The sequence below is a fragment of the Paenirhodobacter sp. genome, from assembly GCF_047600745.1.
GTDB lineage: Bacteria > Pseudomonadota > Alphaproteobacteria > Rhodobacterales > Rhodobacteraceae > Rhodobacter.
Window position 1 is genome coordinate 196,634 of record NZ_JASGKI010000001.1, and the last position, 14,158, is coordinate 210,791.

Below are 14,158 nucleotides of genomic sequence, written 5' to 3' on the forward strand. Positions count from 1 at the left end.
GGTCGTTTTCTCTCTGTTGGCGTTGTTATGTCGGGGAGGAAGCGGCGGCGCGCTTGCCGTGCAGGGCCGCAGTGACGAAGCTGCGGCAGCGCGCGGTATCCGGATCGCCGAAGACCTTCGCCGGCGGCCCCTCCTCCGCGATGCGGCCATCGGCGAGGAACAGCACCCGGTCCGAGACCTCGCGCGCGAAGCTCATCTCATGGGTGACGAGGATCATCGTGCGCCCCTCTGCGGCCAGGCTGCGCATGACGGCCAGCACCTCGCCCACCAGTTCCGGGTCCAGCGCCGAGGTCGGCTCGTCGAGCAGCAGCACCTCGGGCTCCATCGCCAGCGCGCGGGCGATGGCCACGCGCTGCTGCTGGCCGCCGGACAGGTGGTTCGGGTAATACCCTGCGCGCGACGACAGGCCAACGCGGTCCAGATAGTGCAGCGCGCGCGCCCGCGCATCCGCCGCGGACAGCTTCAGCACATGCCGCAGCGGCAGAGTGATGTTCTCGGTCACAGAGAGGTGGGACCAGAGGTTGAAGCTCTGGAAGATCATACCCATCCGCGCCCGCAAGCGGCAAAGCTGCGCCTCGCTGGGGCCATGGCCCGCACCCAGCCGGTATTCGTCGGCGCCGAGGCGGATGGTGCCCGAATCCGCATATTCCATGAAGTTCAGGCACCGCAGGAAGGTGCTTTTGCCCGATCCGCTGGCCCCGATCATGGTGACGATCTCGTGCTGCGCCGCCTCAAGCCCTACGCCATGCAGCACCTGATGCGACCCGAAGCTCTTGCGGATATCCGCCGCCGACAGATACGGCGTTGCTGCTTGGGGACCGGCTGTCATTGGCTCATCCCGTCGCACGCGGCATCCGCAACGGGACGGGCCGCGCATTCCGATTCTGCACAAGCTGCAACATGTCGTCACCCCCCTGGCAACCGGGAAGCGGAAGGGGCTTCACCCGGCGATGTTATGGACCATATTGTCCATACTATATTATACAGTCCACGCACGACCTTCGGGATGCAATGTTCTTTTGGCCGGGCGCGGGCCGGATGCCCCTTCCCCATCGCCTTGCGGAATATTGCAGCAGGAGGGATGCGATCTGCCCTCTGCATAGGCACGACCGGCGGCGCGCCCCCCGCGGCCGAACCCCGGGCGACGGACCGGCAGACAGAAACCGTCCGCCGAATCGGCATTGGGAAAAGGCAACGCCGGTCGACGCGGTTCCGGCGGCGCGGCCCGCATCGCCAACGACCGCTGCGGATCCAGGGATCACTGGCGCGCCAGAAAGGTCGCGACACGCGGCAGGCCCGCCTTCAGCACTTCGGGGTTGTTGGCGTAGCCGATCCGGACATAGCCCTCCATGCCGAGCGCGGAGCCGGGCGTGAACATCACCCCGGTTTCCTTCAGCAGCGCCACGCAGAACTCCCGCGACCCGATCGGCAGATCGACCCGCACCAGCGCCGTGGTGCCCGAGTGCGGCTTCACCCAGGACAGTTTCGGCTGCGTGTCGATCCAGTCCGACAGGATCCGCAGATTCCCCCGCGTGATCGCGCGGGACCGCGCAAGGATCCGGTCGCGGTTTTCCAGCGCCATCGCCGCGAAATGGTCGTCGATCCGGCCGACGCTGATGGTGTCGTAATCGCGCTGGATCATCGCGCCCTCGATCACCGCGCGCGGGGCGGCGATCCAGCCGAGGCGCAGCCCGGCCAGCGACCAGGCCTTGGACATGCCCGCGGTGCTGATGCCCTTTTCATAGATGTCGGCCATCGAGGCGGTCATGCCCGGGCCGTCCTGATCCGTGCCGCGATACACCTCGTCGCACAGTACCCAGGCCCCGGCGGCGCGGGCGATGGCGGCGATCTCCTCCAGCATGTCGCGCGGGATCAGCGCGCCGGTGGGGTTGTTCGGATTGGTCAGCGCGATCAGCTTCGTTCCCGGCACGGCCAGCGCGCGCAGACGGTCCAGATCCGGCAGCCAGCCGTCCTTTTCCTGCAATTGCAGCAGATGCACATCGGCGCCGATGCTGGCGGGGATGGAATGGTGCTGCTGATAGGTCGGCACGATGGACACCACCCGGTCGCCCCGCTCGACCAGCGCGCGATGGACCAGCATGTTCGCGCCAATGGTGCCATGCGTCACCAGAATGTCGCGCGGCGCCTGCCGGTCATACAGCGCGGCGATGGCCCGGCGCAGCCGGTCCGACCCCTCGATCTCGCCATAGGTCATCTTCATCGGCAGCAGCGCCGAGAGGTCATCGGAATTCGCGCCGCACAGGTCCAGCAGTTCGGCGATGGTCAGGCTTTCGACGCAGGTTTCCGCGAGGTTCAGCTCGCATGTCGTCTCCCACTCGTTCATCCAGATTTCGACGCCAAAGGGTTCGATCTTCATGGTGGGTACCTTTCAGGCCGACGCGGCGCGGTAGATCGCATGGGCCATGGCGATGTCCTCGATGCCAAGGCCGACGGAGCGGAAGAAGACAGGACGGCCAGGTTCGGGCCGCAGCGCCCGGCCCGTGGCCAGTTCGCCCAGATCACCCCGGATCGCGGCGGGCGGCCAGCCCGCGTCGGCGGCAAGCACCATCTCGCCCGCCGTCTGCGGCGTGGTCGCGCGATAGTCGCAATACACCTGCGCGTGGTTCAGGAACGCCGGGGGAATTTCATGCGCCCGCGCCACATTGGTGCTGATAGAAGTGACCAGCGCGCCGGGCGCAAGCGCCGCCGGGTCCAGCACCGGAACCCCCGAGGAGGTGCACAGCATCACCACATCCGCGCCCGAGGCCGCCTCTTCCGCGCTGTCCATGCGCGCGATATCGGCGCAAAGGCCGCGCCACTGCGCCAGCCGCGCGGGATCGCCCGCCAGCCGGGGCGAAAACAGCCGCACTTCGGACCAGGCCCGCAGCGGCAGGACATGGCGCAGATGCGCCTGAGCCACCGCGCCGGAACCTATGATCGCCAGCCGGGCCGCATTCTTCCCCGCCAGCAGGTCAACGGCCAGCGCCGTGGTCGCCGCCGTGCGCTCGGTCGTCAACCGCCCGGAATCACACAGCATCAGGGGCTCGCCCGTCTCCATGGACATCAGGCAGGTCCAGGCGGTGATGATCGGCCGCCCACCAGTGGGCAGATAGGGCGACAGCTTCGCTCCGAACACCCCCGGCAACGCCCCGAGATAGGTGATGAAATCGCCACGATCCCCGGGGAGCAGGGTCAGCGTCTGTGGCGGCTGCACCGCCTCGCCCGCACCGAGCGCGCGGAACAGGGACCGCATTTCGGCCACCGGGTCGATCCGGGGCAGCAGGCGTTCAACCGCCGCAGCGTCAAGGGTCAGGGTCATCTGCGATCTCCATCTGCGATGCCCCGTCATGGACCGGACCGCATGGGCCCGCCATCCTCCCAAAGAAGGATGCGGGCGGCGGGCCGACCTGTTATGGTCCGGGCATGAGCGATTTTCCGCAGTTGAGCGAAGCCAATGCCGCGCTGGCTGCGGTTTTGTCCGGGCATGCGGGGGCCGAAACCCTGCTGGCCGCCGCCCATGCGCTGGTGCCCGCGACGGCGGGGTTCATCGTCGCCAACCCGCCCGATGCCGCGCCGGTCTGGCTGGCCGACAGCTACGCGGGCGCCGAGGCCAAGGCCGCCGTACAGCGCTATATCGGCGGAACCTATCTGGTGAACCCGATCTGGAACGCCATCCGCGACGGGCTGCAACCGGGGATCTACCGCATGGCCGATCTGGCGCCCGACAACTGGGACATCTGGCACGCCAATGCCAGCGTCCTGCTCGCCGATGACGAGGAGATCGGCTTCCGCACGCCCGGCTGGCCCGAGGGACTGGCCGAAATCTCGCTGCTGACCGGCCTGCCCGGGGGCGCAACCGGGGAGATCAGCCTCGCCCGTCCGGTGGCGGAGGGCGGCTTTCCGGACGGCATGGAGACGGTGCTGCGGGCCTTTCTGCCGCTGTTCGACCTGGCCCTGGCCGCTCTCTGGGCGCGGCAGGGCAACCCCGGCCGGACAGGCCACCTACGGCGCCTGGAGGATTTCGGCCGGGACCGGCTGTCACCGCGCGAGGCCGAAATCCTGCGGATGGTGCTGAAGGGCCACTCCAACCTGTCGATCAGCCTGACGCTCGGCATCACGATCCCGACGGTGAAAACGCATCGCCAGAAGGGTTACGCCAAGCTCGGCATCGCAACCCAGCAGGAGCTGTTTCACAGCTTCCTGCTCTGGGCCGAGGCCGCGGACTGAATCCTCCCACGGATGGGGCGAGACCATTTCGCGCATGCCCCGGTGAAAGAGCACGGCTCCAGCCGGCGCGGCCCGACCCGCGACAAAAACGCCGGCAGCCAGACGCACAAAGGCGTCCGCGCGCCGGCGACAGGTCCAGCCGTACCGATGGCGGAACCGCCTCATGCGTCAGTTGGGGTTGTCCATCCGCACCTTCACATGGACCCGCCCCTTGGCGGCCTCGGGCCAGTTCAACTGTATGTTGGTCCGGGATGTGCCCATCTCGACGTTCACAAAGGGCATCGTGCTGACCCGCTTCGACGAAGCGTTGGTGATCTGCCCCTCGGCCACGATGCTTTCGACGTTGCGCGCCCAGCCCCCGAACGGCAGCCAGTCGCCCGGGGCAATGGTCCAGACCGTCTGCGCCGTCGCCTGATCGACCTGAAGGGATACCGGGTTCACCGTCAACTGATTGACGCCGTTGAAGGTATTCGCCTCGAAGACGACGTTGCGCATGCGCCCGTTGTCGAGCGTCGCATAGGTGGTGTCGACCTTCTCGATCCGCGTGATGGTGCAGTCGATCGTGCGGAACACATTGCCGATCACGCTCAGCCCGTGCAGGAAATGACCCTTGCCGTAGGGCTTGACCGAAAACCAGGTGAACCAGGACGCGGCCCGGATGCACACAAAGGTGTTCCCCGTCACCGTCAGCGCGCCAAAGGAATATTCCGAACCGAAATTCGGATCCACCGAATATTCGTTCGTCCATTCAATCGTCGCGTTGTCGATATAGTTCCCCGTCACCGCCGACTGGACATTGGGCTGGCAGAAAATCAACCCAGGCAGACGCGGCCCAAGCGCACTGTCATCACCCTGAAACCAATGCGACCCGACGATCAGATGCCCCGTCCCGGCCAGCACCATCGTGTGGCGGAAGCGCACGAACCGCGATTCACGGATCTTCGCGTCATTGGCATTGACGTTCAGCGCGATCGACACCCGGTCGGTGGAGGCAAGCGACCCCTCGTTCGACAGGAACTGGCAGCGGTCCACCAGAAGATCCTGACAGCCGCGCCCGATCGACGTGATGCCCCGGTTCTTCGGCCGGTTGACGTAGCTGTCGCGGATATGGAACATCTCGCCCGTCACCGGCAGCATCAGGCAACTCGCATTGCCGTTGCACAGGATCTCAACGTCGTCGATATTGAACCTGTCGAGCTTCGCGAGGCCCGAGAAATCCAGCACATATTTGAACCGCGTGAAGGTCAGAACCTGCGTCCCCGACCCGCCGAAGAACGGCTGCGACAGCGTTAGCGACCGCGAGGCGACATCCACCGCCCGGACATAGATCTCGCGCCCGACCCCGGTCCCGGTGACCAGCGATCCGACCGCGATATTCGCGATATTCGCCACCCCCGTCAGCGTATAGGGCGCGTTCGTCCTGTAGGTCGCCTGCGATGTCACCACCGTCGTGGCCCAGGCATCACCGTCCACCACATTGAGCGCCCCGTTGCGCAGCACCCGGCGGTTCGAGAACGAACTGATATCCGGCGCCAACGCCTTGATATCAAGCGGCTCCGTCACCTCGATCCGGCGGCCCTTCAGGTCCAGGCTGACGTGATCCGTATAGCCGAACAGCGCCTGGATCGCCTTTTTCAGCCCCGTCATCTCATCCCCGAACGCCGCGGCATAGATCGGGAAATCATACTGCGCCATCAGGATCAGCCGCGCCGCATCCGGCATCTTCAGCGTGCCGACAAAGCGGATCGGCGAACGGATCGTCAGCGCGCTGCCGATGTAATAGCTGCCTGCGGGAACCAGGATGGACCGCCCGTTCGCCGCTGCATCCGCCGCCTCGAAGGCCGCCTTGTCATTGGTGCGGCCATCGCCCTTCGCGCCATAGTCGCGCACATCGACCCAATCCATCATGTCGCGCAGATAGGCATCCGTTACATCGTCGATCTCGATATCGTCGATCCGCACCACACCGCCGTTAGCGCCGATCAGATCCAGCCCGAAGAACCCGTAGACCGGGGCGGTGCCCCAGGCCATGTCGACCCCGCCCTTCGCTCCGGTGCCGACGATCGCCTGCACCGTCACGACCGAACCATAGGAGGTCAGGGCCGTCGTCGGCCCGACCTCGGTCAGCCCCTCGACATGCCTGTTGCCGCCGCTCATCGCATAGCCCGCGATCCGCACCGACGGCAGGCTGCCACTCACCGCCTTCACCCGGGCGGTAATCCGCAGATACATGCCCGGTTGCAGCGGCGTCTGCCCCATATACCGCAGTTTCTGCGTGCTGGCGGTCTTCAGCAATTCGAGACAGGATCCGAAATCGGCATCCGCCGCAACCAGGGCCGCATTTGCAGCGCCCAGATAGGTTGCCGAGCCGGTAGTCCCGTTTTCGCTCGACCAGACCCCGAGCCCGCGCTCGAATTTGGGCGGAGTCAGCATCAGCCCGTCGGTAATCGCCTTGTTCATCCCGGTTTCCCCTTTGCGGCAGGCACATGCGGAAAGAGCCGGGCGCCGCCCGTCAGTCCCTCTCCTCATGTCGGATTCGCTCCGGGCACTCCCGCCCGGGTCTCGCAAAAACTAGGTCGAAAGGGTTTCCAACCGGTCAGGGCACCGTGCGCTACCCCGAAACGCAAACGCCCGGCCTGAGGGCCGGGCGCGAAACCGGGGGAATGTGTATCCTGTCAGGCGCTCGTCAGCCCGCCCGCCAGCGCCTTTTCGATCAGCGCGATGCTCTCCGCCACACCGTAAAGCGCGATGAAGCCGCCGAACCGCGGCCCCTGGCTCTGCCCAAGCAGCACCTCATAAAGCGCCGTGAACCAGTCGCGCAGCGGCTCGAACCCGTGCTCCTTGCCCACCGCGAAAACGATGGTTTGCAGACCCTCCGCCGGATCGTCCGCGAAGATCTCGTGCAGCGGCTTTTCGGGCAGCGCCTTCAGCCGCGCGACCAGATCCTCCATCGCCGCCCGTTCCTTGTCGCTCGGCGCGCGGAAGGTCCGCGTCGGCGCAATGAAGTCCTGGAAGTAGCGCACCGCGAAACCGGCCGCCTGATCCAGATCCGGGTTGCCCTCGGGCGTCGCCTCCGGCGCATAGCGGCGCATGAAGCCCCACAGCGCCTCCTTGTCCCGCGCCCCCGAAACCGAGGCGAGGTTCAGCAGCATGGCGAAGGGCACCACCATCGTCGATTTCGGCGGATGGCCGCCATGGATATGCCAGACCGGATTGTCGATCTGCTTTTCGATTGGCTGCTGCTCAAAGGCGCGCAGCTGCTGATGGTATTCGTCCACCGCCTTCGGGATCACATCCCACCACAGCCGCTTTGCCGTCTTCGGCTTCAGATACATGAAATAGCTCAGCGATTCCGTCGCCGCATAGGTCAGCCATTCGTCGATCGTCAGCCCGTTGCCCTTCGACTTGGAGATCTTCTCCCCATTCGCATCCAGGAACAACTCATAGGTGAAATGCTCGGGCCGGCGCCCGCCCAGCACCTCGCAAATCCCGTCATAGATCGGCGTATTGGTGGCGTGATCCTTGCCATACATCTCGAAATCGACACCGAGCGCCGCCCACCGCATGCCGAAATCCGGCTTCCATTGCAGCTTCACATGCCCGCCCGTCACCGGCAGCGTCCATTCCCGGCCATCGGCATCGTCAAAGGTCACCGTGCCCGCCTTCGCATCGACATGCTTCATCGGCACATAGAGCACCTGCCCGGTTTCCGGGTGGATCGGCAGGAAGCAGGAATAGGTCTGCTGCCGTTCTTCGCGCAGCGATTTCAGCATGATCGCCATGATCGCGTCATAGTTCTGCGCGCAGCGGATCAGCATGTCGTCGAACTTGCCCGACTTGTAATAATCCGTCGCGCTGGCAAATTCATACTCGAACCCGAAGGTATCCAGGAAACGCCGCAGCATCGCATTGTTGTGGTTGCCGAAACTGTCGTATTCGCCGAACGGATCGGGCACGGTGGTCAGCGGCTTCTGGATGTTGGCGTGCAGCATCTCTTGCTGCGGCACGTTCTCCGGCACCTTGCGCATGCCGTCCATGTCATCCGAAAAACACAGCAGCTTCGTGGGGATATCGGAAATGACCTCGAACGCCCGACGGATCATCGTCGTCCGCGCAACCTCGCCGAAGGTGCCGATATGCGGCAGGCCCGAAGGGCCATAGCCCGTCTCGAACAGCACATAGCCCTTTTCCGGCGGCGCCTTTTCATACCGTTTCAGCACCCGGCGCGCTTCCTCGAAAGGCCAGGCTTTGGAGTTCATCGCGGCGTCGCGCAGGGTCGTCATGGTCACCTCATCCGGGCGCCCCATGCGCCCATTCCGGCTTCCCTATTGAACACCCGCTGCATCGTCAATAATTCTTGCCCCAGAACGCCTGAAAGGATCCGCCGTGCCCCAGACCCTCCCCTCGCTCTCGCCGCAGGATGCACTTGTCGCCGTGATGGTGGCGGTTTCCGCCTCGGACGAGACCATCCGCACTTCGGAACTGGTGGCAATCGAACGGACCGTCAACCACATGCCGGTTTTCGCCGATTACGACATCGACCGGATCGCCGCCGTGGCGCAGACGGTCTATGCCCTCTTCGAGGAAGAAGAGGGGCTGGAGGCGCTCTTCGGCCTCGTCCGCGATGCCCTGCCGCAGAAGCTGTTTGAAACCGCCTATGCCCTCGCCTGCGACGTGGCGGCGGCGGATGGCGCGCTGTATCAGCCCGAACTGCGCATGCTCGAAGAAATCCGCGGCGAGTTGAGCATCGACCGCCTGCACGGCGCCGCCATCGAATGGAGCGCCCGCGTCCGCCACATGAAGCTCTGACCGAAATGGCCGCCCCCGGAGGGACGGCCATCGCAAGCGGGCCGGGGAGGGATCAGAAGAAGCCCAGCTTGTTCGGGTTGTAGCTGACCAGCATGTTCTTGGTCTGCTGATAGTGGTCGAGCATCATCTTGTGCGTCTCGCGCCCGATGCCCGACTGCTTGTAGCCACCGAAGGCCGCATGGGCAGGATAGGCGTGGTAGTTGTTGACCCAGACGCGGCCCGCCTGAATCTTGCGCCCGAAGCGGTAGCAGGTATTCGCATCGCGCGACCACACCCCGGCGCCGAGGCCATAAAGCGTATCATTCGCGATATGCAGCGCGTCGTCGGCATCCTTGAAGGTGGTCACCGAAACGACCGGCCCGAAGATTTCTTCCTGGAACACCCGCATCTTGTTGTGCCCCTTCAGGATCGTCGGCTGGATATAGTAACCGTTCGCCAGTTCCCCCGGCAGCGTGGCCGCCGCCCCGCCGGTCAGCACCTCGGCCCCTTCCTTGCGGCCGATTTCGAGGTAGCCGAGGATCTTCTCCTTCTGCTCCAGTGATGCCTGCGCGCCGATCATCGTCGCCGCGTCGCGCGGATCGCCCTGGATGATCGCCTTGGTCCGGGCGATGGCGCGTTCCATGAACTGCTCGTAGATATCCTCCTGGATCAGCGCGCGGCTCGGGCAGGTGCAGACCTCGCCCTGATTCAGCGCGAACAGCACGAACCCTTCGATCGCCTTGTCGAAGAAGGAGTCATCCTCCCGCGCCACATCGCCAAAGAAGATGTTCGGCGATTTACCGCCCAGTTCCAGCGTCACCGGGATCAGGTTCTGCGACGCATATTGCATGATCAGCCGCCCGGTCGAAGTCTCCCCCGTGAACGCGATCTTCGAAATCCGGTTCGACGACGCCAGCGGCTTGCCCGCCTCCAGCCCGAAGCCGTTGACGATGTTCAGCACGCCCGGCGGCAGAATATCGGCGATCAGTTCGGCAAAGACCAGGATCGTCGCCGGGGTCTGCTCGGCCGGTTTCAGCACGACGCAATTCCCCGCCGCCAGCGCCGGCGCCATTTTCCACGCCGCCATCAGCAGCGGAAAGTTCCACGGGATGATCTGCCCCACGACGCCCAGCGGCTCGTGGAAGTGATAGGCCACGGTGTCCTCGTCGATTTCCGACATCGTGCCTTCCTGGCTGCGCAGGACACCGGCGAAATAGCGGAAATGGTCGATCGCCAGCGGCACATCGGCGGCGCGGGTCTCGCGGATCGGCTTGCCATTGTCCCAGGTTTCGCAGGTGGCCAGCAGTTCGGCGTTCTGCTCCATCGCATCGGCGATCTTCAGCAGCACCTGCGCGCGCTGCGCTGGCGAGGTCTTGTGCCCCCAGCCTTCCTTCGCGGCATGGGCGGCGTCGAGCGCATCCTCGATATCCGACGCATCCGACCGCGCCACTTCACAGATTTTAGCCCCGGTCAGCGGGGTGATGTTGTCGAAATACTTGCCCGCGTTCGGCTCTTTGAAGCCGCCGTTGATGAAATTGCCGTAGCGCGCCTTGAACGGCGACACCATCACGCCCTGAAAGCTGGCCGACATATCGGTTGCCATGATCTTCTCCTCCCATTTCGGGCCCCTCCACGAGCCCGTCCTGAGCAAAGACTGCGCCCTTCGACACCGTTTGCATAGCCGTTTTGCGCGCCGGACATGCCGACTTGTCTCAGCCCTGAGACAGGTGCATCCGCAGAATGCGCCGTTTCTGCGGCGCGGCACCGACATATTCCGTCTTTTATATGATTCAAAAACTCCGTAACCTGCCGCAGCGTGGCCCACAGGCCGTTTCCCGTGCTGGAGAAGAAAATGAAGACGGTGGATTTTGTGACGACCCTGTTCGACGGGGCCGCGAACCCGGCGAAGGTCACGGTGGCCTTCAACATGGCGCGGAATGCCCAGAAAAAGGGGCTGGCGACGATGATCGTACTGATGGTGCAGGGCGTCGAACTCGGCCTGCCCGGCGCCACCGAGGGCATCGACGTGGGCCAGCCCTTCGAACCGGTCAAGGATATGCTCGCGGCCTTTCTCGCCGATGGCGGCCGGATCGGTATCTGCAAGTCCTGCATGATCTACGCCGGGTTCACCGAGGACCAGATCGACCCCGCCTGTGAGGTGATCACCGCCCCCGACATCATCGACCTGCTGACCACGGCGAAGGGCTCGCTGCAAATCACCTGAGCCCCGGGGCGAGGATCGCGACCGCACAGGCCGCGGTCCCCGAAATGAACAGCCAGCCGAACGCACCCTGCAACAGCGGCCGCAGCCCCTTGCGCCGCAGCGCGCCCAGATGCGTTTCGAGCCCCATCGCCGCAAGTGCCATCGCCAGCAGGAACCCCGACAGGTCAAGCACCCCCGCCACCACGCCTTGCGGCAGCGGCAGCACCGTGTTCACCACCACTGCCCCCAGAAACCCCAGCACGAACAGCGGCACCGGCAGCCCGCGCGGGCCTTCGTGCGGGCGCCCCACCCCGAGGATCAGGATCAGCGGCGCCAGCAACACCACCCGGCCCAGCTTGGCGATCGTCGCGGTCTCGCCGGCGGTCTCGCCCGCCGCCATCCCGGCGCCCACCGCCTGCGCCACCTCGTGCAGCGACGCCCCGACCCATAGCCCGTAGGCATGGGCGTCAAACCCCAGTACCGGCATCAGCATCGGATCGACCAGCATCGCCAGCGACCCGAAAATCGTCACGCAGGCAATGGCATAGGCGACATCCTCGTCCTGCGCCCGCGTCACCGTATTGACGCCCAGCACCGCCGAAGCGCCACAGATCGAGGTGCCCGCCGCGATCAGTTCGCTCAACCCCGGCGCCACGCCAAGCCAGCGCCCGACCCGCCGCGTCAGCCAGAACGTCGCCGCGACCAGCGCCACGATCAACACGATCCCCACCATACCAAGCGCCGCAAGATCGCCCAGCGTCAGCCGGAACCCCAGAAGCACGATCCCCGTGCGCAACACCGGCCGCAGCGACACCGCGTTCCCCGGCGTCAGCCCCGATCCCGCAATACCCGCATTGCGCAGCGCGATCCCCGCCCCCATCGCGAGAATCATCGGGCTCGCGAATACCGGCTTGCCCAGCAGATGCCACATCGCCGTCGCCCCCGCCGCCAACCCGAAACCAACGGCCAGGCCGGGCCACATTCGCTCGCATGTCTGCGCCATGATGGGGTTCCTTTCGCTCTGCCGAGCGCAAGCATAAACCGGTGCAGACCGTGAACTCCAACAGAACGTTTTCATAGAATCGTTCGGTTATGCTAATGAATCCGCATGACACTCGAACAGATCCGCATCTTTCTCTGCGTGGCCGAACTGTGCCACGTCACCCGGGCCGCCGAACGGCTGAACCTGACGCAATCCGCCGTCTCCGCCGCGATCCGGGCGCTGGAACGGCACTATGACGTGCAGCTTTTCGACCGGATCGGTCGCGGCATCGCCCTGACCGAAGCCGGGCATCTGTTCACCGCGCAGGCGCAGCGGCTGATGCGCGAAGCCGAGAGCACCCGCGCCCTGCTGGGCAATCTCGCGCGTGAACCGGGCGGCAGCCTGCGGATCTGGGCCAGTCAGACGATCGCGAATTACTGGCTCGCGCCAAGGCTGATCGCCCTGCACCAACGCTGGCCGGGCATCACGGTCACGCTACATCCGGGCAACACCCATGAGGTCGCGCAGGCGGTCATGGAGGGCCACGCCGACATCGGCCTGATCGAAGGCGATCTCCCCCCGAGCGACCTTCTGGCACGCAACGTTGGGCATGACGAACTGGTTCTGGTTCTGCCGCGCCGCCACCCGCTGGCGCGCAAGCCCCGGCTTGACGCCGGTGACTATCGCGCGATGGACTGGCTGATGCGCGAACCGGGATCGGGAACCCGTGCCGTCGCCGAACATCACCTGCGCGACATGGGGCTTGCCCCCTCCGATCTGCGGATCGTGCTGGACCTGCCGACGAACGAAGCGATCCTCGGCGCGATCCGATCGGGCCGGTTCGCCGCGCTGTTGTCATGGCGCGCGATCCGTCCCGGCGAAGGCCGCGTCTTCGCCCTGCGCCGCATCCAGTGGAGCCCCCGCCCGATCCGCGCCTTCTCCGCCCTGACCGATCCCCGGAGGTTCCGCACCCGCGCGATGACCGCCTTCCTCGACATCCTCGACACCCGACGCTCCCCCCGCCCCTAGGTCCAGTCGCCGAGTATCGCAAGATCACCGTGGAAATCCCGCGCCGCATACCGGGTGAGAGACATCACCCGCGATCGGCCGCGAAAGCGGTTAGAGCGTTCCTGCGCACCTATCTGCAAGAACCCGCGCAAGGTTCTACTGCGCAAACGGGGGGATCTGCCAATGACGGAGTGCCGCTTGATGGGGCCGCGCATGCGGGCTTTCTGGAACAGACAGCGCATGACCAGCGACAATGCGAGCGACGGAACTGGTTCGCCATAGTGAACCCGCCTCGCAAGGCGAATTCAATCGTTCGACGCAAGAAGACCCCATTGGAGGAGGTGCAGATGGCTAAAGGGGAAGTCGAGGCGATCAATGCGGCGCGAGTTGTGCCTTCCCCAAAAGTCTCCCATTCTGCGACGCGAGAATATATACCGGTTCCGGCGGGGAATTCTGATGAAAACGCCGTAGTCGAAGCGAGTGTTTCCAGCCCCGTTGGTATCCCGTGGCTTCGGAGTTTTTGGAAAATGCCACTCGTACATCTATTCCCTTTCGCACACAGGTTGTACTATTGAAAATTTCCTTTCACCGATTTTGAAGAAATCTTTGGAATGCGCGCAGCATAGCCCGGAAGCTGGGGCTCTCATTCGGCACGATCTTCCGCGAAATCAGACGCAATTCCGAGATCCGTGCAGGGATGTGATTATCGCGCCATCACCTGGCAGTGACACGCGGATCATGACGTTCAATTCCCCAATGCCAGCAGGCTTTCTCACTATAATTATGTGCGGGATCGACTGCACGGCCTCATTACCACGCGCGATCGCATCGCCTTTGATACGACCGTCGTGGTATGGAAAGGGCGATAAGCTGTTCATCACCGGAACCGACGCAAATCCTCTGCCTGAAACTCGAAACAGATCGCACAACGTCTGAAGGGGGACTTCCCC

At 64.8% G+C, this 14,158-nt stretch carries 11 protein-coding genes; 4 read left to right on the forward strand and 7 right to left on the reverse strand.

Annotated features, from left to right (window positions below):
* Positions 1–25: 25 nt before the first annotated feature.
* The 3 genes from QM789_RS01065 to QM789_RS01075 form a co-directional block, all read right to left on the reverse strand.
* Positions 26–829: an amino acid ABC transporter ATP-binding protein gene (locus tag QM789_RS01065; protein ID WP_420350137.1), complete on the reverse strand. Its 804-nt coding sequence runs from the start codon at positions 827–829 to the stop codon at positions 26–28.
* Positions 830–1,258: 429 nt separating this feature from the next.
* The gene (locus QM789_RS01070) at positions 1,259–2,377 is read right to left on the reverse strand and encodes an aminotransferase (protein WP_420350138.1); all 1,119 of its coding nucleotides are present in this window, start codon (positions 2,375–2,377) and stop codon (positions 1,259–1,261) included.
* Between the two features lie 12 nt (positions 2,378–2,389).
* A complete protein-coding gene (locus QM789_RS01075) occupies positions 2,390–3,319 on the reverse strand; it encodes an ornithine cyclodeaminase family protein (RefSeq protein ID WP_420350139.1) in 930 nt (309 codons plus the stop codon).
* 104 nt (positions 3,320–3,423) lie between these two features.
* On the opposite strand from QM789_RS01075, the gene QM789_RS01080 reads away from it, so the two are divergent.
* The gene (locus tag QM789_RS01080; RefSeq protein ID WP_420350140.1) at positions 3,424–4,227 is read left to right on the forward strand and encodes a response regulator transcription factor; all 804 of its coding nucleotides are present in this window, start codon (positions 3,424–3,426) and stop codon (positions 4,225–4,227) included.
* Between the two features lie 168 nt (positions 4,228–4,395).
* Here the strand turns inward: QM789_RS01080 and QM789_RS01085 are convergent, their stop codons facing one another.
* Together QM789_RS01085 and QM789_RS01090 are read right to left on the reverse strand one after the other, a co-directional pair.
* Positions 4,396–6,687, reverse strand: a complete 2,292-nt coding sequence (locus QM789_RS01085) for a glycosyl hydrolase family 28-related protein (protein ID WP_420350141.1) — start codon at positions 6,685–6,687, stop codon at positions 4,396–4,398.
* Positions 6,688–6,902: 215 nt separating this feature from the next.
* Positions 6,903–8,510 (reverse strand): lysine--tRNA ligase, encoded by a 1,608-nt coding sequence (locus QM789_RS01090; RefSeq protein ID WP_420350142.1) that lies wholly within the window; start codon positions 8,508–8,510, stop codon positions 6,903–6,905.
* A 103-nt stretch (positions 8,511–8,613) separates the two neighbouring features.
* Between QM789_RS01090 and QM789_RS01095 the strand changes: the two genes are divergently transcribed.
* Entirely contained in the window at positions 8,614–9,036 is a 423-nt protein-coding gene (locus QM789_RS01095; RefSeq protein ID WP_420350143.1) for a tellurite resistance TerB family protein, read from the forward strand.
* 52 nt (positions 9,037–9,088) lie between these two features.
* On the opposite strand, the gene adh is transcribed toward QM789_RS01095, so the two are convergent.
* Positions 9,089–10,618 carry an aldehyde dehydrogenase gene (adh, locus tag QM789_RS01100; protein ID WP_420350144.1) on the reverse strand — a complete coding sequence of 510 codons (1,530 nt, stop codon included), beginning with the start codon at positions 10,616–10,618 and terminating at the stop codon, positions 9,089–9,091.
* 249 nt (positions 10,619–10,867) lie between these two features.
* On the opposite strand from adh, the gene QM789_RS01105 reads away from it, so the two are divergent.
* Entirely contained in the window at positions 10,868–11,239 is a 372-nt protein-coding gene (locus QM789_RS01105; protein WP_420350145.1) for a DsrE family protein, read from the forward strand.
* On the opposite strand, the gene QM789_RS01110 is transcribed toward QM789_RS01105, so the two are convergent.
* Positions 11,232–12,221 carry a YeiH family protein gene (locus QM789_RS01110; protein ID WP_420350146.1) on the reverse strand — a complete coding sequence of 330 codons (990 nt, stop codon included), beginning with the start codon at positions 12,219–12,221 and terminating at the stop codon, positions 11,232–11,234. The two genes, QM789_RS01105 and QM789_RS01110, sit on opposite strands and share 8 nt — an antisense overlap.
* 105 nt (positions 12,222–12,326) lie before the next feature.
* Between QM789_RS01110 and QM789_RS01115 the strand changes: the two genes are divergently transcribed.
* The gene (locus tag QM789_RS01115) at positions 12,327–13,229 is read left to right on the forward strand and encodes a LysR substrate-binding domain-containing protein (RefSeq protein WP_420350147.1); all 903 of its coding nucleotides are present in this window, start codon (positions 12,327–12,329) and stop codon (positions 13,227–13,229) included.
* The last annotated feature ends 929 nt before the right edge of the window (positions 13,230–14,158 follow it).

What these genes read in the sequence shown, in the direction of transcription:
- adh (WP_420350144.1), bottom strand. Translation starts at nt 10,618, where the DNA reads ATGGCAACCGATATGTCGGCCAGCTTTCAGGGCGTGATGGTGTCGCCG.
- QM789_RS01065 (WP_420350137.1), bottom strand. Translation starts at nt 829, where the DNA reads ATGACAGCCGGTCCCCAAGCAGCAACGCCGTATCTGTCGGCGGCGGAT.
- QM789_RS01075 (WP_420350139.1), bottom strand. Translation starts at nt 3,319, where the DNA reads ATGACCCTGACCCTTGACGCTGCGGCGGTTGAACGCCTGCTGCCCCGG.
- QM789_RS01105 (WP_420350145.1), top strand. Translation starts at nt 10,868, where the DNA reads ATGAAGACGGTGGATTTTGTGACGACCCTGTTCGACGGGGCCGCGAAC.
- QM789_RS01070 (WP_420350138.1), bottom strand. Translation starts at nt 2,377, where the DNA reads ATGAAGATCGAACCCTTTGGCGTCGAAATCTGGATGAACGAGTGGGAG.
- QM789_RS01110 (WP_420350146.1), bottom strand. Translation starts at nt 12,221, where the DNA reads ATGGCGCAGACATGCGAGCGAATGTGGCCCGGCCTGGCCGTTGGTTTC.
- QM789_RS01090 (WP_420350142.1), bottom strand. Translation starts at nt 8,510, where the DNA reads ATGACGACCCTGCGCGACGCCGCGATGAACTCCAAAGCCTGGCCTTTC.
- QM789_RS01080 (WP_420350140.1), top strand. Translation starts at nt 3,424, where the DNA reads ATGAGCGATTTTCCGCAGTTGAGCGAAGCCAATGCCGCGCTGGCTGCG.
- QM789_RS01115 (WP_420350147.1), top strand. Translation starts at nt 12,327, where the DNA reads ATGACACTCGAACAGATCCGCATCTTTCTCTGCGTGGCCGAACTGTGC.
- QM789_RS01085 (WP_420350141.1), bottom strand. Translation starts at nt 6,687, where the DNA reads ATGAACAAGGCGATTACCGACGGGCTGATGCTGACTCCGCCCAAATTC.